Below are 26007 nucleotides of genomic sequence, written 5' to 3' on the forward strand. Positions count from 1 at the left end.
CAGTGCGCCGCGCCGTCTGTCCGGGGTCGTTCGACCCCATCACCAACGGACATCTCGACATCATCGGACGAGCCTCGAAGCTGTACGACGTGGTGCACGTCGCGGTGATGATCAACCAGTCCAAGAAGGGGCTGTTCACCGTGGACGAGCGGATCGAGCTGATCCGCGAGGTCACCGCCGGCTTCGGCAACGTCGAGGTCGAGTCCTTCCACGGCCTGCTGGTCGACTTCTGCAAGCAGCGGGAGATCCCGGCGATCGTGAAGGGCCTGCGGGCCGTCAGCGACTTCGACTACGAGCTGCAGATGGCCCAGATGAACAACGGCCTCTCCGGCGTCGAGACGCTCTTCGTGCCGACCAACCCGACGTACAGCTTCCTGTCGTCCTCGCTGGTCAAGGAGGTGGCGACCTGGGGAGGCGACGTCTCCCACCTGCTGCCGCCTACCGTCCACGCGGCCCTCGTGAAGCGGCTCGGCGAGCGCTGAGCCGCTGACGGGACGTCACCCGGTGTCGGGCGGCGGCCGACTGGCCTTACAGTCGTCCCGTCCGTCTCCAACGGAGCAGCAGCTTCAACAGAGCAGCAGAGAGTGGCGAGCACACGGTGGACGTGCAGAAGAAGCTCGACGAGATCGTCGAAGCGGTCGGGACCGCCCGATCCATGCCCATGTCGGCCTCGTGCGTGGTCAACCGCGCCGAGCTGCTCGCCATGCTGGAAGAGGTGCGCCAGGCCCTGCCCGGCTCCCTCGCCCAGGCCCAGGAGCTGCTCGGCGGCCAGGAGCAGTTCGCCGAGCAGGCCCGGCAGGAGGCCGGACGGATCATCGAGTCCGCCCACGCCCAGCGCGCCACGCTGATCTCCGAGACCGAGGTCGCCCGCCAGTCCCAGGCCGAGGCCGACCGGATCCTGTCCGAGGCCCGCCGCGAGGCCGACGAGGTCCGGGCCGAGGCCGACGACTACGTCGACAGCAAGCTCGCCAACTTCGAGGTCGTCCTCACCAAGACCATCGGCTCCGTGGACCGGGGCCGCGAGAAGCTCCTCGGCCGCGGCCAGGGCCTCGACGAGCAGGGCTACGAGGACCCTGACTACACCGAGGCCCCCGAACGCAGCGCCGACCCGGAGACCCTGCGGCAGCGGGCGGACGCGTACGTCGACGCCAAGTTCGGCGCCTTCGAGGCCGTGCTCGCCAAGACGCTGGAGGCGGTCGGCCGCGGCCGGCAGAAGCTGCACGGCCGGGTCGCCACCGACGACCTCGGCGCGCACATCGCCGCCCAGGACGCCGCGGGCAGCCAGGGCCACACCAGCGACGCCGACTACCTCGCCGGCCTCGCCGAGCTCGCCACCCCGGAACCGCGGCAGGCGCCCCAGCCGCCCGCCCAGCCCGCCTACCCGGCCCAGCCGCAGGCCGAGCCGGACTACGCGCAGCCGGCGTACGGCTACCAGGAGCAGCCGCTCCACCAGGGCGTCCAGGACGCGTACGGCTACCAGCAGCAGCCCGACCCGTACGCCGCCTACCCGCAGCAGGGCGGCTACGACCCGAACGGCTACCCGCCCCAGCCGACCGGGCAGCCCGACTACGGCTGGCCCCAGCAGTCCCCTCAGCCCCAACAGTCCCAGGCGTCCGACCAGCACGGCGGTGGAGCGCTGGACGAGACCAGCCTCTTCGACACCAGCATGATCGACCTGGAGCAGCTGCGCCGGTACGAGCAGGGCCGCTGACCGAGGGGGCCCGCGGCCCGACTGCCCCGATTGGGTGCTCAGCGGTCCGTCAAGTATCCTGAATCCTCGGTCGCACATGGATCCGCAGTTCCGGCTGCCCGTTTCGCCCACGAATCGGGGCCATGTGACTCCGGACCGCAGACGGCCACTCCCTCGCCGTACGACACCCATGATTCGAAAGCAGGAAAAGCCCTGAACGGCCACCTCGACCACCGCAACCCCCTCGTGTTCGATACGCACGAGCTGGGCCGGCGTCCCGGTGCCATGAAGCGGCTGTCCCGCTCGGTGGAAGCACCCGGTTCACCGGTCCTGGGCATCGACGGCGTCATCGGCGTACCGGAAGGCGCGCCCGTGGAGCTGGACCTCCGCCTCGAATCGGTCATGGAAGGGGTGCTTGTCACAGGCACCGCCCGTGCCACCGCCGAGGGGGAGTGCGTAAGGTGTCTGGAGCCGCTGACCGTAGAGGTCGACGCGGACTTCCAGGAGATGTTCTCGTACCCTGACGCCGATGACCGGGGCCGCCCCACAGCGGAACCGGCCGACGACGCCGAGGACGACGAGGACATGTTCTTTCTCGAGGACGGCCTGTTCGACCTCGAGTCAGTGCTGCGTGACGCGGTAGTGCTCGCACTGCCCATGCAGCCGGTGTGCAAGGAGACCTGCGCCGGTCTGTGTTCCGAGTGCGGAATCAGGCTGGACGAGAATCCCGATCACCACCACGACGCCGTCGACATCCGTTGGGCGGCACTGCAAGGACTCGCCGAGACCGTTCAGGACGGCGAGAAGGACAACATGGGCGGCGCCGAACCTGGCGTCGACGAGAAGCAGGAGAAGTAGCCGTGGCTGTTCCGAAGCGGAAGATGTCGCGCAGCAACACGCGCCACCGCCGGTCGCAGTGGAAGGCTGCGGTCCCCACCCTGGTTTCGTGCGAGCGTTGCCAGGAGCCCAAGCTCCAGCACATTGCGTGCCCGAGCTGCGGCACCTACAACAAACGCCAGGTCCTCGAGGTCTGAGCGGCTGGTGAGAGGCCCGATGTCTGAGTTGTCCAGCGCCAAGAAGCAGGCAGACAACGTCAACACAGCCTCGTCCCACACGCTTCTGGAAGGGCGGCTCGGGTATCACCTCGAGTCCGCCCTTCTGGTGCGTGCGCTGACCCACCGTTCGTACGCGTACGAGAACGGCGGTCTGCCCACCAACGAGCGGCTCGAATTCCTCGGGGATTCGGTGCTCGGCCTGGTGGTCACGGACACGCTGTACCGCACCCACCCCGACCTGCCCGAAGGCCAGCTGGCCAAGTTGCGGGCCGCGGTGGTCAACTCGCGTGCGCTTGCGGAAGTGGGCCGCGGCCTCGAACTCGGCTCCTTCATCCGGCTCGGCCGCGGTGAAGAGGGCACGGGAGGCCGGGACAAGGCGTCCATCCTCGCCGACACACTGGAAGCAGTGATCGGCGCGGTCTATCTCGACCAGGGCCTCGGCGCGGCCTCGGAGCTGGTCCACCGGCTCTTCGACCCGCTGATCGACAGGTCCTCCAACCTCGGTGCCGGCCTGGACTGGAAGACCAGCCTCCAGGAGCTCACCGCGAGCGAGAGCCTCGGAGTCCCCGAGTACATCGTCACGGAGACCGGCCCGGACCACGAGAAGACCTTCACTGCTGCCGCCCGCGTCGGTGGTGTCTCGTACGGCACCGGCACCGGCCGTAGCAAGAAGGAAGCGGAGCAGCAGGCGGCCGAGTCCGCCTGGCGCGAGATCAGCGCCGCCGCAGAGGCACGGCAGGCCGCGGAGAAGTCCGCGGCCGACGGAGGGGCCGCCGACACCCCTGCCGAACCGTCGCCGAGCACGGACGCCGCTCCGGCCTGACGCGACAGAGGAACCCCTCGGTGCCACGCGCGCCGGGGGGTTCTCCCTGTCCCGGGAGCGGCCGGCCGCGGCCTCCGCGCCTCAGCTCCCGCCCCCGCCCCTACTGCCGTCGACGTGTCTGGAGTGGTCCACCGTGCCCGAGCTGCCCGAGGTCGAAGTCGTCCGCCGGGGCCTGGAACGCTGGGTCGGCGGCCGTACCGTCACCGAGGTCGAGGTCCTGCACCCGCGCTCGGTCCGCCGCCACCTCGCGGGCGGCCCGGACTTCGCTGCCCGGCTCCGCGGCGCCCGCTTCGGTACGGCGATGCGGCGCGGCAAGTACCTCTGGCTGCCGATCGAGGAGGCATCCGCCTCGCTGCTCGGCCACCTCGGCATGAGCGGCCAGCTCCTGGTGCAGCCGGCGGACGCGCCCGACGAGAAGCACCTGCGGATCCGCATGCGGTTCGACGACGCGCTCGGCACGGAACTGCGCTTCGTCGACCAGCGGACCTTCGGCGGGCTCTCGCTGCACGACAACACCCCCGACGGCCTGCCCGACACGATCGCACACATCGCCCGGGACCCGCTCGACCCGCTCTTCGACGACGCCGCGTTCCACACCGCGCTGCGCCTGCGCCGTACGACGGTCAAGCGCGCCCTGCTCGACCAGTCGCTGATCAGCGGGGTCGGCAACATCTACGCGGACGAGGCGCTCTGGCGGTCCAAGCTCCACTACGACCGGCCGACCGCGACACTGACCCGCCCCAAGTCGGCCGAACTGCTCGGCCACGCCCGCGACGTCATGAACGCCGCGCTCGCCCAGGGCGGCACCAGCTTCGACAGCCTGTACGTCAACGTGAACGGGGAGTCCGGCTACTTCGACCGGTCGCTCGACGCGTACGGCCGGGAAGGCGAGCCCTGCCACCGCTGCGGCACCCCGATGCGCCGCCGCGCCTGGATGAACCGCTCCAGCTACTTCTGCCCGCGCTGTCAGCGCCCGCCGCGCGCCTCGTCGTAACGGGACCGAGCGGCCAGGACCTCGTCCATCCGCCCCTCGACGCAGTGGATCAGCCCGAGCAGCTTCTCCGCGACCTCGCGGCCGAACGGCGTGAGCTCGTAGTCCACCCGGGGCGGATTGACCGGCTGCGCCTCCCGCAGGACGAGCCCGTCCCGCTCCAGGGCGTGCAGGGTCTGGGAGAGCATCTTCTCGCTGACCCCGTCGACCCGCCGGCGCAGCTCGTTGAACCGCAGACTCTCCTCGTACAGCGCGCCGAGCGTCAGACCGCCCCACCGCCCGGTGACATGCTCCAGCGTCGAACGCGAGGGGCACTCCCGGGAGAACACGTCGAACGCGAGCCTGTCGAAGCTGTCCGTATCGGCCATACCACCAGCTTACTCCCGCACAGCGCTCGCCCAGGGGGAGCGCTGTGCGGGAGCGTGCGCTGCTGTCGAGCGCGCCCCCGCGGGGTCAGAAGCCGAAGTTCTGGACCCACCAGGGGCCGCCCGAGCCCTCGTGGATGCCGATGCCGATCGTCTTGTAGTCGCAGTTGAGAATGTTCGTGCGGTGGCCCTCGCTGTTCATCCAGGCGTCCATCACCGCCTGGGCGTCGGACTGGCCGCGGGCGATGTTCTCCGCGCCGAGGCCCTGGATGCCCGCTTCCGCCGCGCGGTCCCAGGGGGTGTCGCCGTCCGGGTCCGTGTGGTCGAAGAAGCCGCGGGCCGCCATGTCCTCGCTGTAGTTCTGGGCGAGCGAGGTCAGCGGGGCGCTGGTGGAGAGCGGGGAGCAGCCGACCTTGGCGCGCTCCTGGTTCACCAGGGCCAGGACTTCCGAGCGTGCGGAGGCATCGGTCGGGGAGGGCATCGGCTTCTTGGTCGGCGTCGGGGCGGCGGAGGTCTTCGTCGGGGCCGGCGCCTTGCTCGCCGGGGGCCTGCTCGTCTTCGGGGCGGTGGGCGCCTTGGCCTTCTCGGACGTCCGGGACGGAGTGCCGACCGGCTTCTCCGAGGCTGTTTCGGACGGCGAGGCCGACTTCGCGGAGGTCTTCGACGGGCTCGCGGAGGGAGCCGCGCTCTTGGACGGCGCCTTGCCCGGCGCCTCCGGACGCTCGCTGCCCCGGCTGGTGGGGGCGGTGGACCGGTCGGCGGGCGCGGTGGAGCTGCCGCCCTGCGTCAGCAGATCGGGGGCGGCGCCGCCGGAGCGCACCTGGTCGGAGGCGGTGGTGTTGCCGGAGGAGGAGTCGCCGCCGGGAAGCAGTCCCGAGGCGACCGCGACCGCGCCGACGGCCACAGCGGCCGAGACGCCGAGGAGTCCGGTGCGGATCGGCACGGAGGACTTCTTCCGGCGCGTGCCCCGGTGCCGGGACGCGGCGCCGGCCGCCGGTTCGCGGGATGCGGTGCCGGACGCCGGTTCGTCAGCGGCGGGGCCTGCGGCGGATCGTCGATGGCGTCCCATGCGCTGTGCCTTCCTCGTGCTTCGGACGCCCTGACGGCGTCGATCGATTCCCCCTGTTGCCGCCCATTGATCGAATTCGGCCGTTCGCGGATCGCGTCCCGCTTGATCGACTTTCCGGCGATCTCCGTCCGATACTCACCCGATCGAGTGAGGCTGCTGCGACGGGACTGTAGCCGATGGGGAATGGGGCCGACGTGCTTCACGCGTAATGGGCCGGTTAGCGTTCGGGCATGGATGAAGAAGCGCGTCTCGTCGTGTGGGTACGCGGCCGAGTACAGCAAGTAGGGTTCCGCTGGTTCACCAGGGCAAATGCCCTGGAGATCGGCGGGCTCATCGGGTTCGCCCTCAATCTCGACGACGGCCGGGTGCAGATCGTGGCCGAGGGGCCACGTGACAATTGCCACCGTCTGCTGGAGTGGCTGCGGTCCGACGACACACCCGGACGCGTGGACGGAGTCACTGAGATCTGGGACACCCCGCGCGGCGGCTACGACGGTTTCGTCATCCGCTGATACGGCCGGGCCGCGCCCCTGCCGCTCCGCCCGCCTGCCGGTCCGCTCCCCACCGTCACGGTGTCGCCGGCCCGAACCGCGCACCCGAAGTGACCTGCGACGGGAGCGTCGGCGATGGATGGTTGCCAGATTCCGCGTGTCGTGCAAGGCTGCGGGATCGACGAAGATCCGCACACCCCTCGGGGTCCCGCAGGAGAGCCGCGCCGCATGATCGTCCGGCCGCGCGCCCCCGGGACACCCGGGCCCACAGGGTGTGATCGTGTTGACCGTCAAACTTTTTGGTGAGACGCTGAAAACCCCGCGCACCTTAGCTGTTCGGTGGAGCTGTCAGCAGCAGAACCGCAGTGGTGACCATGCCCTGCCGAGCTCCGCGGGTGCGACCCCCTGACGACCCACACCGCATCGGTCGGTCACTCATTGTGGAGGACCATCCATCATGGCAAAGGCGCTTCTCGGTTACGTCGGCGGTTCCGACCCGCGACTCCTCGCCGAGATGCGACGGCTCCAGCAGCGCGTCCAGGACCTGGAATCCGAGCTCACCCGGATCCAGAGCGAGAACGACGCGCTCAACGCCGCCGCTCAGCACCAGGAGTCGCTGCTCGACAGCATCGACATCGACGTACCCCAGGGCGAGCCTGCGCTGACCTGACCGCGAGGCCCCTTCGGGGCCGGTCGGGCCGGGCACGCTCAGTAGCCTCGGAACATCTCTGATCCGTCCTGCGTCACGGATCGCCGCCCCCGGACACCGGGGTCCCCGCAGCGCCGGGGATGCCGTCGTCCGGTCTTCCGGCGATGCGTCCCGCAGGACCACCGCCGAATCCGCGTGAACACCGGCGCGGACCCACCGGCAAGATTCACAGGGACGCTTCGGCGTCCCTTTTTCTTTGTCGGGCCCCCACCCCCGGACGTACCGGCCTTCGCTTACCGTCTGATGTGCCCTGCACCTTCATCAGCGAAACCGAGAGGGAAAGGTAGAGTCCGGCGGCGTGCACCTCAAGGTCCTGACCCTGCGTGGTTTCAAATCGTTCGCGTCCGCCACCACCCTGCGGTTCGAACCGGGGATCACCTGCGTCGTCGGCCCCAATGGATCGGGAAAGTCCAATGTGGTGGACGCGCTCTCCTGGGTCATGGGGGAGCAGGGTGCGAAATCCCTGCGCGGCGGCAAGATGGAAGACGTGATCTTTGCCGGGACGACCGGGCGGCCTCCGCTCGGTCGCGCCGAAGTGTCGCTGACCATCGACAATTCCGACGGCGCACTGCCCATCGAGTACGCCGAAGTGACGATCACGCGGATCATGTTCCGCAATGGCGGCAGCGAGTACCAGATCAACGGCGACACCTGCCGGCTGCTGGACATCCAGGAACTCCTCTCCGACTCCGGCATCGGCCGCGAGATGCACGTCATCGTCGGCCAGGGCCAGTTGGACTCCGTGCTGCACGCCGACCCGATGGGCCGCCGGGCCTTCATCGAGGAGGCCGCGGGTGTGCTCAAGCACCGCAAGCGGAAGGAGAAGGCGGTCCGGAAGCTGGACGCGATGGGCGCCAACCTGGCCCGCGTACAGGACCTCACCGACGAACTGCGCCGCCAGCTCAAGCCGCTCGGCCGGCAGGCCGCCGTCGCCCGCCGGGCCGCCGTCATCCAGGCCGACCTCCGCGACGCCCGGCTCCGCCTCCTCGCGGACGACCTGGTGACCCTGCGGGACGCGCTGCGCGACGAGATCGCCGACGAGGCGGAGCTGAAGAAGCGCAAGGAGGCGGCGGAGGCCGAGCTGCGGACCGCGCTCGCCCGCGAGGCCGAGCTGGAGGGCGAGGTGCGCCGCCTCGCGCCCCGGCTCCAGCGTGCCCAGCAGACCTGGTACGAGCTGTCGCAACTGGCCGAGCGGGTCCGGGGCACGGTCTCGCTGGCCGACGCCCGGGTCCGCAGCGCGTCCGAGGCCCCCACCGAGGAACGTCGGGGCCGCGACCCCGAGGACATGGAGCGTGAGGCGGCCCGGATCCGCGAGCAGGAGGCGGAGCTGACGGCGGCCCTGGAGGCGGCGGAGCACGCGCTGGAGGACACCGTCGCCCACCGCGCCGACCTGGAACGCGAACTGGCCGTCGAGGAACGCCGTCTCAAGGACGTCGCCCGCGCCATCGCCGACCGCCGCGAGGGACTCGCCCGGCTGAACGGCCAGGTCAACGCGGCCCGCAGCCGGGCCGGTTCGGCGCAGGCGGAGATCGACCGGCTGGCCGCCGCCCGCGACGAGGCGCGGGAGCGGGCGGCGAGCGCCCAGGAGGAGTACGAGCGGCTCAAGGCGGAGGTGGATGGGCTCGACGCGGGCGACGAGGAGCTGGCCGCCCGCCACGAGGCCGCCAAGGAGGCGCTGGCCGAGGCGCGTTCGGCGCACAGCGAGGCCCGCGAGGAGGCCACCGCCGCCGAGCGCCGGCGTGCGGCGGTGGCGGCCCGGCACGAGGCGCTGGCCCTGGGGCTGCGCCGCAAGGACGGCACCGGCGCGCTGCTCGGGGCCCGGGACCGGCTCGCCGGACTCCTCGGCCCGGCCGCCGAACTGCTCACCGTCGAGCCCGGCTACGAGGTCCCGGTCGCCGCCGCCCTCGGCGCGGCGGCGGACGCGGTCGCCGTCACGGACCCGGCCACGGCCGCCGCCGCGATCCGGCTGCTGCGCGAGCGGGACGCGGGGCGTGCGGCCATGCTGCTGGGCGGCGCGGTGACCGACGGCCCGACCGTCGCGGACGCCCCGGGCGCGGAGGTGCCCGCGCCCGCCGGCCCTCCCGCGCCTGCGGAGTCGTCCGCGCCTGCCGGTCCTTCCGCGCCTGCGGAGTCGTCCGCGCCCGCCGGTCCTTCCGCGCCTGCGGAGTCGTCCGCGCCTGCCGGTCCTTCCGCGCCTGCGGAGTCGTCCGCGCCCGCCGTGGCGCCCGGCCCTGGCTCGGAGGTGCCCGCGCCCACGGAGCACGCCGCGCCCGCCGTACCCGCCCCCGGTGCGGAGGCGCCCGGACGCGCCGCGACGCCTTCGGACTACCGGCCCCGCCCCGTACCGGAGCAGCCCGGGGAACAGGTGCCCGTACGAGAAGGGGCCTCGTCCGCAGCGGGCGCCGGGGCGGCCGTACTGCCCGGCCAGGGCGGCGCCCCCGACGTGACCGCTTCCGCCACACGTCTCGGGATCGGGATCGCCACCGCCACCACGGCCACCGCCCTCGCCGCACCCGCCGTCGCCGGCCTGGTGCGCGGGCCCGCCGCGCTCGTCGGGGCCGTACGCCGTCTCGTACCGGACACGGTTGTCGTCCCGACCCTGGAGGACGCCGAGGCGCTGGTCGCCGCGCACCCCGGGCTGACCGCGGTGACCGCCGACGGGGACGTGCTCTCCGCCCACTTCGCGCACGGCGGGTCGGCCGGAGCGCCCAGCCTCCTGGAGGTGCAGGCGTCCGTCGACGAGGCCGCCGCCGAACTGGACGCCCTCGCCGTGCGGTGCGAGGAGCTGGCGGAGGCCCAGCGGCTGGCGGGGCAGCGGCGTACGGAGCAGACCGCGCTCGTCGAGGAGCTGGGGGAGCGCCGCCGGGCGGCCGACCGGGAGAAGTCCGGCTTCGCCCAGCAGCTCGGGCGGCTCGCCGGGCAGGCCCGGGGGGCGGCAGGGGAGGCCGCGCGCATGACCGCCTCCGCCGCCCGCGCCCAAGAGGCCCTGGAGCGGGCGACGGAAGAGGCCGAGGAGCTGGCGGAGCGGCTGCTGGTCGCCGAGGAGGCCCCCGCCGACGAGGAGCCCGACACGTCCGTACGGGACCGGCTCGCCGCCGACGGGGCCAACGCCCGCCAGACCGAGATGGAGGCCCGGCTCCAGGCCCGTACGCACGAGGAGCGGGTCAAGGCGCTGGCCGGGCGGGCCGACGGGCTGGACCGGGCCGCCCGCGCCGAACGGGAGGCGCGCGCCCGTGCCGAGCGGCGCCGGGCCCGGCTGCGGTACGAGGCCGAGGTCGCCTCCGCCGTCGCATCGGGCGCCCGTCAGCTCCTGGCGCACGTGGAGGTGTCCCTCGTACGGGCCGACCAGGAGCGGACAGCGGCCGAGGCGGCGAAGGGCGAACGCGAGCGCGACCTGGCCGTCGAACGCGACCGGGGGCGGGGGCTCAAGGGCGACCTGGACAAGCTCACCGACTCGGTCCACCGGGGCGAGGTGCTGGGGGCGGAGAAGCGGCTGCGGATCGAGCAGGTGGAGACGAAGGCCCTGGAGGAGCTGGGCGTGGAGCCGGCCGGGCTGGTCGCCGAGTACGGGCCGGACCAGCTCGTGCCGCCGTCGCCCGCCGCGGAGGGCGAGGTGCTGCCCGAGGACCCGGAGGACCCGCGCAACCAGCCGAAGCCCTACCGGCGGCCCGAGCAGGAGAAGCGGCTGCGGTCCGCCGAACGGGCGTACCAGCAACTCGGGAAGGTGAATCCGCTCGCCCTGGAGGAGTTCTCGGCGCTGGAGGAACGGCACAAGTTCCTGTCCGAGCAGCTTGAAGACCTGAAGAAGACCCGGGCCGATCTGCTCCAGGTGATCAAGGAGGTCGACGAGCGGGTCGAGCAGGTCTTCACGGAGGCGTACCACGACACCGCCCGGCAGTTCGAGGGCGTCTTCTCGCGCCTCTTCCCGGGCGGCGAGGGGCGGCTCGTCCTGACCGACCCGGACAACATGCTCACCACCGGCGTGGACGTGGAGGCGCGTCCGCCGGGCAAGAAGGTGAAGCGGCTCTCCCTGCTGTCGGGCGGCGAGCGGTCCCTGACGGCGGTGGCGCTGCTGGTCTCGATCTTCAAGGCCCGGCCCAGCCCGTTCTACGTGATGGACGAGGTCGAGGCCGCCCTCGACGACACCAACCTGCAGCGGCTGATCCGGATCATGGAGGAACTCCAGGAGAGCTCCCAGCTGATCGTCATCACCCACCAGAAGCGCACGATGGAGGTCGCCGACGCGCTGTACGGCGTGTCCATGCAGGGCGACGGGGTCTCGAAGGTCATCAGCCAGCGGCTGCGCTGACCCCCGGCCGGAAGCCGGCGCCTACGCTGACCCCCGGCCGGAAGCCGCCGGCTGCGCTGACCCCCGGCCGGAAGTCGGCGGCCGCGCTGACCCCTTCCGGCCGGAAAGGAGCGCGCCGACCACCTGCCGGAAGCCGGCGTCTGCGCTGTCCCCGGCCGGAAGCCGGCGCCGACCAGCCGCAGGTCCGCACCGACCGCAGGTCCGCACCGGCCGCCGCGGTGGCCCGCCCCCCCGGCGCTGACTTTTCACCGGATCATCAGAAGTCCACGGCACGTATCGCCGACTCCTGGGTAGGCGGGCAGAGACCCGCTGTTCAGCTTCAACTTGTGAACGCATAACCTCTGCGAAGTCGATTCGACCTTCAAGTGGTGGTGGACCGGATGGTGTGCGCCACTGGGAAGGCTCACCCCCCACGTCTGACCCCGGCCAGGCATCAGGAGTTCATGTGACCAGTGCAGCGAACGGACCGGAGTCCGGGGCCCGGGCGGCCCACCCGGACCACCTCGGCCACGTCATCTTCATCACCGCTGCCGCGGCGATGGGCGGCTTCCTCTTCGGTTACGACAGCTCCGTCATCAACGGGGCCGTCGAGGCCATCCGCGACCGGTACGACATCGGCTCCGGCACGCTCGCCCAGGTCATCGCCATCGCCCTGATCGGCTGCGCGATCGGCGCCGCCACCGCCGGCCGCATCGCCGACCGGATCGGCCGCATCCGCTGCATGCAGATCGCCTCGGTGCTCTTCACCGCCAGCGCCATCGGATCGGCGCTGCCGTTCGCGCTCTGGGACCTGGCGATGTGGCGCATCATCGGCGGCTTCGCCATCGGCATGGCCTCCGTGATCGGCCCGGCCTACATCGCCGAGGTCTCCCCGCCCGCCTACCGGGGCCGCCTCGGCTCCTTCCAGCAGGCCGCGATCGTCATCGGCATCGCCATCTCCCAGCTGGTGAACTACGCCGTCCTCCAGATCGCCGACGGCGACCAGCGCGGGAAGATCCTGGGCCTGGAGGCGTGGCAGTGGATGCTCGGCGTGATGGTCGTCCCGGCCGTGCTGTACGGGCTGCTCTCCTTCGCCATCCCCGAGTCCCCGCGCTTCCTGATCTCGGTCGGCAAGAAGGCCGAGGCCCGCAAGATCCTCGAAGAGGTCGAGGGCAAGGACATCGACCTCGACGCCCGGGTGACCGAGATCGAGACGGCCATGCACCGCGAGCACAAGTCCTCCTTCAAGGACCTGCTCGGCAGCCGGTTCGTCTTCCTGCCGATCGTCTGGGTCGGTATCGGCCTGTCGATGTTCCAGCAGCTCGTCGGCATCAACGTCGCGTTCTACTACTCGGCGACGCTCTGGCAGTCCGTCGGCATCGACCCGACCGACTCGTTCTTCTACTCCTTCACCACCTCGATCATCAACATCATCGGCACGGTGATCGCGATGGTGCTCGTGGACCGGGTGGGCCGCCGCCCGCTCGCCCTCGTCGGCTCCGTCGGCATGGCGGTCGCGCTGGCCGTCGAGGCGTGGGCCTTCTCCGCCGACCTGGTCGACGGCAAGCTGCCCACCGCCCAGGGCGCCACGGCGCTGGTCGCCGCCCACGTCTTCGTGCTCTTCTTCGCCCTGTCGTGGGGTGTGGTCGTCTGGGTCTTCCTGGGCGAGATGTTCCCGAACCGCCTGCGCGCCGCCGCCCTCGGCGTCGCCGTCTTCGCCCAGTGGATCGCCAACTGGGCGATCACCGCCAGCTTCCCGAGCCTGGCCGACTGGAACCTCTCCGGGACCTACATCATCTACACCTGCTTCGCCGTGCTCTCGATCCCCTTCGTGCTCAAGTTCGTGAAGGAGACCAAGGGCAAGACGCTGGAGGAGATGGGCTGACCCCCTTCCCCCCTACGGCTCCGAGAGCCCCTGCGGCCCCGGAATCCCCGGTGGCCCCCGACGGCCCCGGCTCACCCGTGAGCCGGGGCCGTCGTCTTCCCCGCCGCCTCGCAGAACAACCGCAGGCTCCGCCACCCCTCCTCCACCGGCATCCCGCCGCACAGCGGATGCAGCACCAGGCTCTGCGCGTCCAGGGCCGCCAGCTCGTCCGGCGTGACGATCCGGTGGACGCCCTCCTCGCGCAGCTCCGCCACCGTCGCCGCTCCCGAGCGCACCGCCGAGCGGATGTCCTTCGACTGCCAGGAGGCGTACGTCCGCGCCTCGTGCAGCAGGTGCTCCCCGTACAGCGCCCACGCGCGGTCCGGGTCCTCGGCGACGTGCAGCAGCGGGGTGCGCTCCTGCGGCATCATGCAGAAGCCCGCCGTCCCGTGCTCGGCGCACTGCCGCTGGTAGTACGCCTCCAGCTCCGGCAGATGCGCGCTCGGGAACAGCGGCAGCCCCAGCCGCGCCGCCCGCCGCGCCGCCGGACGGGAGCTGCCGCCGACCAGGAGCGGCGGGTGCGGCCGCGTGTACGGGCGCGGGGTGACGCGTACGGTACGGCCCCGGTACGGGAACGGCTCCCCGGTCCACGCGGCCAGCAGGGTCTCCAGCAGTTCGTCCTGGAGCCCGCCGCGCCGCCCCCACTCCACCCCGGCCCGCTCGTACTCCTCGGGGCGGTAGCCGATGCCCGCCACCGTCACCAGCCGGCCCGCGCTCAGCAGGTCCAGCACCGCGATGTCCTCCGCGAGGCGCAGCGGATCGTACAGCGGCCCGATGGCGGCCGACACGGTCACCGCGATCCGCCGGGTGGCGCCGAAGACCGCCCCGGCGAAGGCGAACGGCGAGGGCAGCCAGGAGTTCGCCGCCCCGTGGTGCTCCTCGGTCTGCACGGTGTCGACGCCGTGCCCGTCCGCGTACGCCGCCATCTCCAGGGCGGCGCGGTAGCGGGCCGCGAGCGATACGCGGGTGGCGTCGGGCTCGACGAGATTGAACCGGACCACTGTGAAGGCCATCGGGGCGTCCCTTCGCCGGGGCGGACAGGCGGGCGGACAGGCGGACGGGCGGGTGTGCGGCGTGCCCAGCCGCGCCGTCGGGCAGGCGGGCGCACCGTAGCTGACGCAGCGTCAGATGTGTAGGGGGTGGCGTCCGGGGCCTGCCGCCGGTGCCGCCAAAAGGTGCATATGGGGTCGCTGGATCGCCGAGGGCCAGCCGGGGCAGCGCCGGGGGGACGGCCGTGGCCGATACTGGACAGGTTATGGAAATCGTCATCCTCGCTGTAGTCATCGCCCTGGTCGCTGTCGGCCTGGTCGGCGGGCTCGTGGTCGGCAGCCGCAAGAAGAAGAAGCTGCCGCCCCCGCCGCCGAGCACACCGACCATCACCCCTCCCGCCGAACCGCAGGTCGGCGAGGAGGCCGAGAAGCCGCGCGACGAAGCGCGGCGCACCATCGACGACGTCGGCCTCCCGGACGCCACCGCGCCCGTGGAGGAGGCGCCGGTCGTCGAGGTCCCCGAGGCCCCGGCGCTGGACGTCCCCGAACCCACCGCCGGGCGGCTCGTCCGGCTGCGGGCCCGGCTCGCCCGCTCGCAGAACTCCCTGGGCAAGGGGCTCCTCACCCTGCTCTCCCGGGACAACCTCGACGAGGACACCTGGGAGGAGATCGAGGACACCCTCCTCACCGCCGACGTCGGCGTCGCCCCCACCCAGGAACTGGTCGAGCGGCTGCGCGAGCGCGTCCGCGTGCTCGGCACCCGCACCCCCGAGGAACTGCGCGCCCTCCTCCGCGAAGAGCTGATCACCCTGCTCGGCCCGGACTTCGACCGCGAGGTCAAGACCGAGGGCGGCGCGGAGACCCCCGGCGTCGTCATGGTCGTCGGCGTCAACGGCACCGGCAAGACCACCACCACCGGCAAGCTGGCCCGGGTGCTCGTCGCCGACGGCCGCAGCGTCGTCCTCGGCGCGGCCGACACCTTCCGCGCGGCCGCCGCCGACCAGCTCCAGACCTGGGGCGAGCGCGTCGGAGCCCGTACGGTCCGCGGTCCCGAGGGCGGGGACCCGGCCTCGATCGCCTACGACGCGGTCAAGGAGGGCATCGCGGAGGGCGCGGACGTCGTCCTCATCGACACCGCGGGCCGGCTGCACACCAAGACCGGCCTCATGGACGAGCTGGGCAAGGTCAAGCGCGTCGTGGAGAAGCACGGCCCGCTGGACGAGGTGCTGCTCGTCCTGGACGCCACCACCGGGCAGAACGGCCTGGTCCAGGCGCGGGTGTTCGCGGAGGTCGTGGACATCACCGGCATCGTCCTCACCAAGCTCGACGGCACCGCCAAGGGCGGCATCGTCATCGCGGTCCAGCGCGAGCTGGGCGTACCGGTGAAGCTGATCGGCCTCGGCGAGGGCCCGGACGACCTCGCCCCGTTCGAGCCGGGCGCCTTCGTGGACGCCCTGATCGGCGACTGACCCGCACCACGCGACGGCGGACGGGCGGCCGCTCCCACGGGGAGCGCGCCGCCCGTCCGCCGTACCGGGGGCTTCCTACGAGCGGTGGCAGACGTACGCCAGCGCCCCCAGCAGCAGCCGGGCCGGCGGGGGAGCGGCCGCCGTGTCCAGCGCGGGGGCCCGCAGCCAGCGGACCGGGCCGAGGCCGCCGAGGTCCGAGGGCGGGGCCGTGACGTACGCCCCGGGGCCGAGGGCGCGCAGGTCGAGGTCCGCGTCGTCCCAGCCCGTCCGGTAGAGCAGCGCCGGCAGTTCGGCGGCGGCCCCGGGGGCGACGAAGAACTGCGCCCGACCGGTCGGCGTCACCGCGACCGGCCCCGACGGCAGCCCCATCCGCTCCATCCGCACCACCGCCCGCCGCCCGGCCTGCTCCGCCACCTCCAGGACGTCGAAGGAGCGCCCCACGGGCAGCAGCATCGCCGCGCCGGGCGTGTCGGCCCAGGCGTCCGCCGCGCGGTCCAGCCCGGTGCCCGCCGGGACCTCGGGGGCGAAGTCCAGGGGGTGGGCCCCCGGCGCCGGACAGCCGGCGTCGCCGCACGAGCAGGCGCCGGACTCCGCCCGCGCCCCGGGCCGTACCGCCCAGCCCCACAGCCCTGTGTACTCGGCCACCGCCGTGCCCGCGGTGCCGCGGTGGCGTCGCCGCGCACCGGATCGCATCTCCCGGATGCCGCCGATAGTGAAGCCCATGCCCCCTCCAACGGGTCCGTCTCGCCGGTGGTTACGTCCCGCGTCGCCCGGGTAACCCTCCGTCGCTGAACTCGATCGAGTGGCGTACGCGGGAGCGCGAAAGGGAGTGCGCCACGGTGCGCGCGCCCCCGAATGCTTCTTCCTGCTCGCCCTCGGTCCTGTTCGGTCAAGTCAAGCGCGCTCAGCGGCGGTCGGGTTCATCAGAAGGGGTGGCGAATGGTGGCGTTTCCTCAACTCCCGTCGCGGCAGGGGTGATCGTAGGATTACCGTCGGTACGCGAACTCCTGGAAGGATGGGTCCCGCGGGTATGCCGCAGGCAACCCGATTTCCTGTTCGAGGGTGATGAACTCCCGTACGGACAGCACCGATGCACGGCATTCTGACAACGGTTCGCGCGATGAGAATTCGGCGGGATGGGGGGCGTTCCAGTGGGTGGCAGCGGCGCAGACGGCACGGATGCCGGAAAGCGGCCCAACGCGGAGTTGGGGTCGTGGTTCGTGCGCAGTGGCTGGTCCAAGGGCGAGCTGGCCCGCCAGGTCAACCGGCGGGCACGCCAGATGGGCGCCCTCCACATCAGTACCGACACCTCCCGGGTGCGGCGCTGGCTCGACGGGGAGCAGCCGCGTGAGCCGATCCCGCGCATCCTCTCCGAACTGTTCTCGGAGCGCTTCGGGGCCGTCGTCGCCATCGAGCAGTTGGGGCTGCGCACCGCCCACCAGTCACCCTCGGTGGCCGGGGTCGACCTGCCCTGGGCCGGTCCGCGGACCGTCGCCCTCCTCAGCGAGTTCTCCCGCAGCGACCTCATGCTCGCCCGGCGCGGCTTCCTCGGCTCCTCGCTGACGCTGGCCGCCGGGCCCGCCCTCATCGAGCCCATGCAGCGCTGGCTGGCCCCCGTCCCCGCGCAGGGCCCCGGCACGCCCGAGGCCCCGGCCGCCGAACCCCGCCCCTCCCGGCTCTCCCCGCCCGAGCTGGACCTGCTGGAGTCCACCACCGCGATGTTCCGCCAGTGGGACGCCCAGTGCGGCGGCGGACTGCGCCGCAAGGCCGTCGTCGGACAGCTGCACGAGGTCACCGACCTGCTCCAGGAGCCGCAGCCGGGCCCCACCGCCCAGCGCCTCTTCCGCTGCGCCGCCGAACTGGCCGAGCTGGCGGGCTGGATGAGCTACGACGTCGGCCTCCAGCCCACCGCCCAGAAGTACTTCGTGCTCGCCCTGCACGCCGCCAAGGAGGCCGGCGACAAACCGCTCGGCAGCTACATCCTCTCCAGCATGAGCCGCCAGATGATCCACCTCGGCCGCCCCGACGACGCCCTGGAACTCATCCACCTCGCCCAGTACGGCAGTCGGGACTGCGCCACCTCCCGCACCCAGGCGATGCTGTATGCGATGGAGGCCCGCGCCTACGCCAACATGGGCCAGCCCAGCAAGTGCAAGCGGGCCGTCCGGATGGCCGAGGACACCTTCGAGGACGCCGGCCTCGACGGCGAGCCCGAGCCCGACTGGATCCGCTTCTTCTCCGAGGCCGAGCTGAACGGGGAGAACGCCCACTCCTACCGCGACCTGGCCTACGTCGCCGGCCGCAGCCCCACCTACGCCTCGCTCGCCGAACCCGTCATGGAGAAGGCCGTCGAGCTGTTCGGCGACGACGACGAGCACCAGCGCTCCTACGCGCTCAACCTCATCGGCATGGCCACCGTCCACCTGCTCCAGCGCGAGCCCGAGCAGTCCACCGTGCTGGCCGCCCGCGCCCTGAAGATCGCCAAGAAGGTCCGCTCCGAGCGCGTCAACACGCGTCTGCGCAAGACCGTCGACACCGCCGCCCGCGACTTCGGGGACGTCGCCGACGTCGCCCGGCTCACCGACATGCTCCACGAACAGCTCCCGGAGACCGCCGAAGCGGTCTGACCGGCCCCCGGCCCCGGCCGCGGCGCCCCCTTCCGTACACCCCGACTCGGCTCCCCCATCGCCCGGTCACGCGGAGGAGCGCCGCGGCCGGTTTCTTTCGCCCGCGACCGGCTTCCGCCGCGGTGCGGGCCGTGCCCCATGTGTGCCGCGGGCCGTGTACGGCGGGTGGTGGGCGGGCCGTGCCCGGCGCGCACCGCGCGGCCCGCCCACGGCGTCCGCCGCAGGGTAGGCGGCCGACCGGACGCGCCACCCGCGGTTCATCCGCCCGTAACACGCACCGCCTCTTCGTCACGCCCGGGAAACACCGTGCGGCATCCCATGAAACGGCTCTGAGCCAATCTCGTGGCTCATAACGGCCCGCACCGCAGCCCAGTGGTCCCGCAGCCTTCCCCCGCACGCCGCGGCCGCTCCGACGACGAGGAGACGCCGATGCCCCCAGGCATCACGACGCTTGCCGCAGACGCCCCCGAGCTGTCTGCCGCCAACACCGGGTTCATGCTCATCTGCTCGGCCCTGGTGATGCTCATGACCCCCGGCCTGGCCTTCTTCTACGGAGGCATGGTCCGCGTCAAGAGCACCCTCAACATGCTGATGATGAGCTTCATCAGCCTCGGGATCGTCACGGTCCTGTGGGTGCTCTACGGATTCAGCCTCGCCTTCGGCGCCGACGTCGGCTCGGTCGTCGGCTGGAGCGGCGACTACGTCGGCCTCAGCGGGATCGGCGTCACCGAACTCTGGGACGGCTACACCATCCCGGTGTACGTCTTCGCCGCCTTCCAGCTCATGTTCGCGGTCCTCACCCCGGCCCTGATCAGCGGCGCCCTCGCCGACCGCGTGAAGTTCACCGCCTGGGCGCTCTTCATCGTCCTGTGGGTCACCGTCGTCTACTTCCCCGTCGCCCACTGGGTCTGGGGCACCGGCGGCTGGCTCTTCGAGATGGGCGTCATCGACTTCGCCGGCGGCACCGCCGTCCACATCAACGCCGGCGCCGCCGCCCTCGGCGTCATCCTGGTCATCGGCAAGCGCGTCGGCTTCAAGAAGGACCCGATGCGGCCGCACAGCCTCCCGCTCGTCATGCTCGGCGCGGCCCTCCTCTGGTTCGGCTGGTTCGGCTTCAACGCCGGATCCTGGCTCGGCAACGACGACGGCGTCGGCGCGGTCATGTTCCTCAACACCCAGGTCGCCACCGCAGCGGCCGTCCTCGGCTGGCTCGTCTACGAGAAGCTGCGCCACGGCTCCTTCACCACCCTCGGCGCCGCGTCCGGCGCGGTCGCCGGCCTCGTCGCCATCACCCCGGCGGGCGGCTCCGTCAGCCCCCTGGGCGCCCTCGCGATCGGCGTCATCGCCGGTGTCCTGTGCGCCATGGCGGTCGGCCTCAAGTACAAGTTCGGCTACGACGACTCCCTCGACGTCATCGGCGTCCACCTCGTCGGCGGCGTCATCGGCTCGGTCCTCGTCGGCTTCTTCGCCACCGGAGGCGTCCAGTCCGACGCCGCGGGCCTCTTCTACGGCGGCGGCGTGGAACAGCTCGGCAAGCAGGTCGTCGGCGTCGTCGCGGTCCTCGCGTACTCTCTCGTCGTCTCCGCGCTCCTCGCCCTCGCGATCCACCGGACGATCGGGATGCGGGTCTCCGAGGACGACGAGGTCTCGGGCATCGACCAGGTCGAGCACGCCGAGACGGCCTACGACTTCAGCGGCACCGGCGGCGGCTCGGTCGCCCGCACCACCGCCCCCGCACCCGCCCCGACGGCAGCACCGAAGGCAAAGAAGGTGGACGCATGAAGCTCATCACCGCGGTCGTGAAGCCGCACCGGCTGGACGAGATCAAGGAGGCCCTCCAAGCCTTCGGCGTCCACGGGCTCACCGTCACCGAGGCCAGCGGTTACGGGCGGCAGCGCGGCCACACCGAGGTCTACCGGGGCGCCGAGTACACCGTCGACCTGGTCCCCAAGATCCGTATCGAGGTCCTCGTCGAGGACGAGGACGCCGAACAGCTCATCGAAGTCGTCGTCAAGGCCGCCCGCACCGGCAAGATCGGTGACGGGAAGGTCTGGAGCGTCCCGGTCGACACCGCCGTCCGCGTGCGGACCGGTGAGCGCGGCCCGGACGCCCTCTGACCGACGGCCCACGAACGGAAGGCAGCGCGGGTGACGAGTACCGAAGCGACCACCGAAACCGAAGGCTCGGGACCCAGCGGCTACGCGGCGGCCCGGCTGCGCCTCCTCCAGCAGGAGGCGCGGTCCGGGCCGCCGCGCCGTGCGGCCCTCGCCCGCCTCACCGACGACTGGCTCACCGGCCTCTTCACGGCCGCCGCCACCCGTACCGGGGTGCGCGGCGCCGCCCTCGTCGCCGTCGGCGGCTACGGGCGCGGCGAACTCTCCCCGCGCAGCGACCTCGACCTGCTCCTGCTGCACGACGGCAAGGCGGACCCGGCCGCCCTCGCCGCCCTCGCGGACGCCGTCTGGTACCCGGTCTGGGACCTGGGCATCGCCCTCGACCACTCCGTACGCACCCCCGCCGAGGCCCGGAAGACCGCCGGCGAGGACCTCAAGGTCCAGCTCGGCCTGCTCGACGCCCGCCCGGTCGCCGGCGACCTCGGCCTCGTCGCCTCCCTGCGCACCGCGATCCTCGCCGACTGGCGCAACCAGGCCGCCGGACGGCTCCCCGCCCTCATCGCGCTCGGCCGGGAACGCGCGGAACGGGCGGGCGAGCTCCCGTTCCTCCTGGAACCCGACCTCAAGGAGGCCCGCGGCGGCCTCCGCGACGCCACCGCCCTGCGCGCCGTCGCCGCCTCCTGGGTCGCCGACGCCCCCCGCGAAGGGCTCGACCGGGCGCGCCGCACCCTCCTCGACGTCCGCGACGCCCTCCACCTCACCACCGGACGCGCCACCGACCGCCTCGCCCTCCAGGAACAGGACCAGGTCGCCCGAGCGCTCGGCCTGCTCGACGCCGACACCCTGCTGCGCCAGGTCTACGAAGCCGCGCGCACGGTCTCGTACGCCACCGACGTCACCTGGCGCGAGGTCGAGCGGGTCCTGCGCGCCCGCTCCGCCCGCCCGAAGCTGCGCGCCCTGCTCACCGGCGGCCTCGGCGCCAGGCCCGCCCCCGAGCGCGCCCCGCTCGCCGACGGCGTGGTGGACGCGGACGGGGAAGTGGTCCTCGCCCGCGCCGCCCGCCCCGAACGCGACCCCGTCCTCACCCTGCGCGCCGCCGCGGCCGCCGCCGAGGCCGGACTCCCGCTCTCCCGCCACCTCGTACGCCACCTGGCGGCCACCGCCCGGCCGCTGCCGGTGCCCTGGCCCCCCGAGGCCCGCGAGGAACTGGTCACCCTGCTCGGCGCGGGCGAGGCCACCGTCCCCGTCTGGGAGGCCCTGGAGGCGGAGGGGATCATCACCCGGCTGCTGCCCGACTGGGAACGTGTCCACTGCCGCCCCCAGCGCAACCCCGTCCACACCTGGACCGTCGACCGGCACCTCGTGGAGACCGCCGTCCGCGCCGCCTCCCTCACCCGCCGCGTCCACCGCCCCGACCTGCTCCTGGTCGCCGCCCTCCTGCACGACATCGGCAAGGGGTGGCCCGGCGACCACTCCGTGGCCGGCGAGGTCATCGCCCGCGACATGGCCACCCGGATCGGCTTCGACCAGCAGGACGTGGGCGTCGTCGCCACTCTCGTACGCCACCACCTGCTGCTCGTCGAGACCGCCACCCGGCGCGACCTCGACGACCCCGCCACCGTCCAGGCCGTCGCGGCGGCCGTGGGCAGCGCCTCCACCCTGGAGCTGCTGCACGCCCTCACCGAGGCCGACGCCCTCGCCACCGGGCCCGCCGCCTGGAGCACCTGGCGCGCCTCACTCGTCGCCGACCTGGTCAAACGCGTCACGGCCGTGTTCGCCGGGGAGCTCCCCGATGAGCCCGTCGAGGACGCGCCCGGCACCGAGCACGAACGGCTCGCCGTCGAGGCCCTGCGCACCGGCGGGCCCGTCCTCACCCTGCACACCCGAACCGAGGACCCCGACGGGGACGGCGAGGTCGCACCGGTCGGCGTCGAACTCCTCATCGCCCTGCCCGACCGCCCCGGCGTCCTGCCCGCCGCCGCGGGCGTCCTCGCCCTCCACCGCCTCACCGTCCGCTCCGCCGACCTGCGCGCGCTGGAACTGCCCGACGAGGTGGGGGAGCGGACGGACCTGCTCCTGCTCAGCTGGCGGGTGGCCGCCGAGTACGGCTCCCTCCCGGAGGCCGCCCGCCTCCGCGCCGACCTCGTACGCGCCCTGGACGGCTCCCTGGACATCCGCGCCCGGCTCGCCGAACGGGAGGCCGCCCAACCCCGCAGGCGCGGGGTGAAGGCCCCGCCGCCCCGGGTCGCCGTCGCCGCCGCGGGCTCCCGCCGCGCCACCGTCATCGAGGTCCGCGCCCAGGACGCCCCCGGCCTGCTGCACCGCATCGGCCGGGCCCTGGAGGAGAGCGCGGTACGGGTGCGGAGCGCCCATGTCTCCACCCTCGGCGCCAACGCCGTGGACGCCTTCTACGTCACCGGCGCCGACGGCGAACCCCTGCCCCCGGAACGGGCCGCCGAGGTGGTCCGGGAGGTCGAGAAGGCCCTCGGCTGACCGCGTACCGACGGCCCTCGCCCGGCAGTGTCCGGGCGAGGGCTTGGCGTTCTCCGGGGGGCGGATACCCTGGAGGGCGATTGACCAGCCCCCGACCCCGACCCTGAGGACCGACGAGCGCCGTGTTCGATACTCTCTCCGACCGCCTTAGCGCGACCTTCAAGAACCTCAGGGGCAAGGGCCGCTTGTCCGAGGCGGACATCGACGCCACGGCACGCGAGATCCGTATCGCCCTGCTGGAAGCCGACGTCGCCCTGCCCGTGGTCCGGGCCTTCATCGCCAACGTGAAGGAGCGGGCGCGCGGCGCCGAGGTCTCCCAGGCGCTGAACCCCGCCCAGCAGGTCGTCAAGATCGTCAACGAGGAGCTCGTCTCCATCCTCGGCGGCGAGACCCGGCGGCTGCGGTTCGCCAAGACCGCCCCCACCGTGATCATGCTCGCCGGCCTCCAGGGCGCGGGCAAGACGACGCTCGCCGGAAAGCTCGGCCTCTGGCTCAAGGGCCAGGGCCACTCCCCGCTGCTCGTCGCCTGCGACCTCCAGCGCCCCAACGCCGTCAACCAGCTGAGCGTCGTCGCCGAGCGCGCCGGCGTCGCGGTCTACGCCCCCGAGCCGGGCAACGGCGTCGGCGACCCGGTCCGGGTTGCCAAGGACTCCATCGAGTTCGCCAAGGCCAAGGTCCACGACATCGTCATCGTCGACACCGCCGGCCGCCTCGGCATCGACCAGGAGCTGATGCGGCAGGCCGCGGACATCCGCGACGCCGTCAGCCCCGACGAGATCCTCTTCGTCGTCGACGCCATGATCGGTCAGGACGCGGTCAACACCGCCGAGGCGTTCCGCGACGGCGTCGGCTTCGACGGCGTGGTGCTCTCCAAGCTCGACGGCGACGCCCGCGGTGGCGCGGCCCTGTCGATCGCCCACGTCACGGGCAAGCAGATCATGTTCGCGTCGAACGGCGAGAAGCTGGAGGACTTCGACGCGTTCCACCCGGACCGGATGGCCTCCCGCATCCTCGACATGGGTGACCTCCTCACCCTGATCGAGCACGCGGAGAAGACGTTCAGTCAGGAAGAGGCCGCCAAAATGGCCTCGAAGCTCCAGTCGAGCAAGGGCGGGAAGGACTTCACCCTCGACGACTTCCTGGCCCAGATGGAGCAGGTCCGCAAGATGGGCTCCATCTCCAAGCTGCTCGGGATGCTGCCCGGCATGGGGCAGATCAAGGACCAGATCAACAACATCGACGAGCGCGACATCGACCGCACCGCCGCGATCATCAAGTCGATGACGCCCAAGGAGCGCGCCGAGCCGACGATCATCAACGGCTCCCGCCGCGCCCGTATCGCCAAGGGCTCCGGCGTCGAGGTCTCCGTGGTCAAGAGCCTGGTGGAGCGCTTCTTCGAGGCCCGCAAGATGATGTCGAAGATGGCCCAGGGCGGCGGCATGCCCGGAATGCCGGGGATGCCCGGCATGGGTGGCGGCCCCGGCCGGCAGAAGAAGCAGGTCAAGCAGGCCAAGGGCAAGCGCAAGAGCGGCAACCCGATGAAGCGCAAGGCCGAGGAGCAGGCCGCGGCCGCCCGCCGCGAGCAGGCCGCCCAGAACGGCGGCGCGCTCGGACTGCCCGCCGCGCAGGACGGCAAGAACTTCGAGCTGCCGGACGAGTTCAAGAAGTTCATGTAGCCGGTACGGCGTACGTACGCGTAAGGGGCGCCCTTGAGAGAGGGCGCCCCTTACGCGCGTCCGGGCCCGGCCCGGCGGGCTCCGTGCCGCTCAGGTCACGCAGACCAGATAGCGGAAGACGTTCGGCATCCACACCGTGCCGTCCGGCCGCCGATGCGGATGCAGGGCCTCCGCGACCTCCTTCTCCACCTGGGACCGGTCCGTGGCCCGCACGGCGGCGTCGAAGAGCCCGGTGGACAGCAGGCCGCGCACCGCGCTGCCCACGTTCGCGTAGCCGAACGGGCAGGACACCCGCCCCGAACCGTCCGGCCGCAGCCCGGCCCGCGCCGCCACGTCCTCCAGGTCGTCCCGGAGGGTGGGCCGCCACCTGCCCGGCTCCGTACGCGGCGGCCGCGCCGAATCCGCCAGCCGCGCCGCCACGCGCAGCACGTCCGCCGTGGCGCAGCGCTCGGGCGGACCCCAGCCGGTCAGCACCACCGACGCGCCCCGGACCGCCAGCGGGACGGCCGACCGCAGCGCCGGTACCAGCCCCTCGGAGTCCCCGGCCGCGCAGCCGATCGGCTCGAACACCGTGATCAGGTTGTACGGGGCGCCGTCCGCGGCGGACGGCGCGGGGCTCCCGTCCTCCATCAGCCGGGCCCGGCCCCCGGCCGGGTGCGGGGAGTGCGCGGGCGTCTCGTCCCCGTCGGCGCCGGGCAGCAGCCGCGTACGGGCCAGCGCCAGGCGCTCCCGGTCCGAGTCCACCCCCGTCACGTGCGCCCCCCGGGCCGCCGCGACGAGCATCGCGAGGCCCGAGCCGCAGCCCAGGGCGAGCATCCGGGTGGCGGCTCCGACCTCCATCCGGTCGTACACCGCTTCGTGGAGGGGGGCGAGCATGCGTTCCTGGATCTCGGCCCAGTCGCGTGCGCGGCTACCGGCGTCCGCCGGCGCGGGGGCGCCCGCGTACGGCTGGTTCCGGACGAGCGTTGGTGTCATGGAAAAGGCCCCAATCCGCCAAGAGGTTCGGTCGTGCCCGAGTGGACGTCCCCCGCGTGCGGGTGCTCGGCACCCCGTAAGGGCCGTCCCGCAATTCCCGGCGGGCGCACGACGACAGCCACGGCACCTCGCCGCGTTGTCGAAACGCCCGAATACGTCCAGTATTCGGGCGCATCTCCGCCGTGCGATGCACCGCATCTGACGCCGTGCGCTGATCCACCGGGAGTTGCGGGACAACCCTTAGCCAGGGAACTGCGCA

21 protein-coding genes are annotated in these 26007 nt (G+C 72.6%); 16 read left to right on the forward strand and 5 right to left on the reverse strand.

Going from position 1 to position 26007, the window contains the following annotated elements:
* Window positions 1-2 precede the first annotated feature (2 nt).
* The 6 genes from coaD to mutM all read left to right on the forward strand — a co-directional run bounded on the left by coaD (window position 3) and on the right by mutM (window position 4562).
* Window positions 3-482, forward strand: coding sequence for a pantetheine-phosphate adenylyltransferase (coaD, locus tag IF19_RS0123080; RefSeq protein ID WP_170757444.1), 480 nt, complete (start codon window positions 3-5; stop codon window positions 480-482).
* A 116-nt stretch (window positions 483-598) separates the two neighbouring features.
* Entirely contained in the window at window positions 599-1711 is a 1113-nt protein-coding gene (locus tag IF19_RS0123085) for a F0F1 ATP synthase subunit B (RefSeq protein WP_030117716.1), read from the forward strand.
* 225 nt (window positions 1712-1936) lie between these two features.
* Complete coding sequence (locus IF19_RS0123090; protein ID WP_050490988.1) at window positions 1937-2548, forward strand: YceD family protein; 612 nt, start codon at window positions 1937-1939, stop codon at window positions 2546-2548.
* Window positions 2549-2550: 2 nt separating this feature from the next.
* Window positions 2551-2724, forward strand: a complete 174-nt coding sequence (gene rpmF / locus IF19_RS0123095) for a 50S ribosomal protein L32 (protein ID WP_003965982.1) — start codon at window positions 2551-2553, stop codon at window positions 2722-2724.
* A 19-nt stretch (window positions 2725-2743) separates the two neighbouring features.
* On the forward strand, window positions 2744-3568 hold the full coding sequence (gene rnc / locus IF19_RS0123100) for a ribonuclease III (RefSeq protein ID WP_030197549.1): 825 nt from the start codon (window positions 2744-2746) through the stop codon (window positions 3566-3568).
* A 133-nt stretch (window positions 3569-3701) separates the two neighbouring features.
* Window positions 3702-4562, forward strand: coding sequence for a bifunctional DNA-formamidopyrimidine glycosylase/DNA-(apurinic or apyrimidinic site) lyase (gene mutM / locus IF19_RS0123105; RefSeq protein ID WP_030117720.1), 861 nt, complete (start codon window positions 3702-3704; stop codon window positions 4560-4562).
* Here mutM and IF19_RS0123110 read toward each other — a convergent pair.
* Together IF19_RS0123110 and IF19_RS0123115 are read right to left on the reverse strand one after the other, a co-directional pair.
* Window positions 4535-4927 carry a winged helix-turn-helix transcriptional regulator gene (locus IF19_RS0123110; RefSeq protein WP_030117721.1) on the reverse strand — a complete coding sequence of 131 codons (393 nt, stop codon included), beginning with the start codon at window positions 4925-4927 and terminating at the stop codon, window positions 4535-4537. The genes mutM and IF19_RS0123110 overlap by 28 nt on opposite strands.
* A gap of 85 nt (window positions 4928-5012) precedes the next feature.
* A complete protein-coding gene (locus IF19_RS0123115; RefSeq protein WP_030117722.1) occupies window positions 5013-5993 on the reverse strand; it encodes a CAP domain-containing protein in 981 nt (326 codons plus the stop codon).
* A 230-nt stretch (window positions 5994-6223) separates the two neighbouring features.
* On the opposite strand from IF19_RS0123115, the gene IF19_RS0123120 reads away from it, so the two are divergent.
* The 4 genes from IF19_RS0123120 to IF19_RS0123135 all read left to right on the forward strand — a co-directional run bounded on the left by IF19_RS0123120 (window position 6224) and on the right by IF19_RS0123135 (window position 13366).
* The gene (locus IF19_RS0123120; protein WP_030117723.1) at window positions 6224-6505 is read left to right on the forward strand and encodes an acylphosphatase; all 282 of its coding nucleotides are present in this window, start codon (window positions 6224-6226) and stop codon (window positions 6503-6505) included.
* A gap of 436 nt (window positions 6506-6941) precedes the next feature.
* Window positions 6942-7154, forward strand: coding sequence for a hypothetical protein (locus IF19_RS0123125; protein ID WP_030117724.1), 213 nt, complete (start codon window positions 6942-6944; stop codon window positions 7152-7154).
* Between the two features lie 337 nt (window positions 7155-7491).
* A complete protein-coding gene (locus IF19_RS0123130) occupies window positions 7492-11502 on the forward strand; it encodes an AAA family ATPase (RefSeq protein ID WP_030277563.1) in 4011 nt (1336 codons plus the stop codon).
* 445 nt (window positions 11503-11947) lie between these two features.
* Window positions 11948-13366, forward strand: a complete 1419-nt coding sequence (locus IF19_RS0123135; RefSeq protein WP_030117727.1) for a sugar porter family MFS transporter — start codon at window positions 11948-11950, stop codon at window positions 13364-13366.
* Between the two features lie 71 nt (window positions 13367-13437).
* On the opposite strand, the gene IF19_RS0123140 is transcribed toward IF19_RS0123135, so the two are convergent.
* A complete protein-coding gene (locus tag IF19_RS0123140; protein WP_030277565.1) occupies window positions 13438-14418 on the reverse strand; it encodes an LLM class flavin-dependent oxidoreductase in 981 nt (326 codons plus the stop codon).
* Window positions 14419-14660: 242 nt separating this feature from the next.
* On the opposite strand from IF19_RS0123140, the gene ftsY reads away from it, so the two are divergent.
* Entirely contained in the window at window positions 14661-15863 is a 1203-nt protein-coding gene (gene ftsY, locus IF19_RS0123145) for a signal recognition particle-docking protein FtsY (RefSeq protein WP_030117730.1), read from the forward strand.
* 75 nt (window positions 15864-15938) lie between these two features.
* Here the strand turns inward: ftsY and IF19_RS0123150 are convergent, their stop codons facing one another.
* On the reverse strand, window positions 15939-16586 hold the full coding sequence (locus IF19_RS0123150) for a bifunctional DNA primase/polymerase (RefSeq protein ID WP_030277566.1): 648 nt from the start codon (window positions 16584-16586) through the stop codon (window positions 15939-15941).
* 428 nt (window positions 16587-17014) lie between these two features.
* Between IF19_RS0123150 and nsdA the strand changes: the two genes are divergently transcribed.
* From nsdA to ffh, 5 genes are all read left to right on the forward strand, one after another.
* Complete coding sequence (gene nsdA, locus IF19_RS0123155) at window positions 17015-18490, forward strand: transcriptional repressor NsdA (RefSeq protein WP_030117732.1); 1476 nt, start codon at window positions 17015-17017, stop codon at window positions 18488-18490.
* A gap of 429 nt (window positions 18491-18919) precedes the next feature.
* Window positions 18920-20272 carry an ammonium transporter gene (locus IF19_RS0123160; RefSeq protein ID WP_030117733.1) on the forward strand — a complete coding sequence of 451 codons (1353 nt, stop codon included), beginning with the start codon at window positions 18920-18922 and terminating at the stop codon, window positions 20270-20272.
* Window positions 20269-20607, forward strand: coding sequence for a P-II family nitrogen regulator (locus IF19_RS0123165; protein ID WP_030117734.1), 339 nt, complete (start codon window positions 20269-20271; stop codon window positions 20605-20607). The genes IF19_RS0123160 and IF19_RS0123165 overlap by 4 nt, the downstream gene beginning before the upstream one ends.
* Window positions 20608-20637: 30 nt before the next feature.
* Window positions 20638-23097, forward strand: a complete 2460-nt coding sequence (locus IF19_RS0123170; RefSeq protein WP_030277567.1) for a [protein-PII] uridylyltransferase — start codon at window positions 20638-20640, stop codon at window positions 23095-23097.
* 122 nt (window positions 23098-23219) lie between these two features.
* The gene (ffh, locus tag IF19_RS0123175) at window positions 23220-24773 is read left to right on the forward strand and encodes a signal recognition particle protein (protein ID WP_030197526.1); all 1554 of its coding nucleotides are present in this window, start codon (window positions 23220-23222) and stop codon (window positions 24771-24773) included.
* Between the two features lie 90 nt (window positions 24774-24863).
* Here ffh and IF19_RS0123180 read toward each other — a convergent pair whose 3' ends face one another.
* On the reverse strand, window positions 24864-25748 hold the full coding sequence (locus IF19_RS0123180) for an MDR/zinc-dependent alcohol dehydrogenase-like family protein (RefSeq protein WP_030117738.1): 885 nt from the start codon (window positions 25746-25748) through the stop codon (window positions 24864-24866).
* Window positions 25749-26007 lie beyond the last annotated feature (259 nt).

It is taken from the genome of Streptomyces californicus (genome assembly GCF_000717645.1).
Taxonomy (GTDB): Bacteria; Actinomycetota; Actinomycetes; order Streptomycetales; family Streptomycetaceae; genus Streptomyces; species Streptomyces californicus.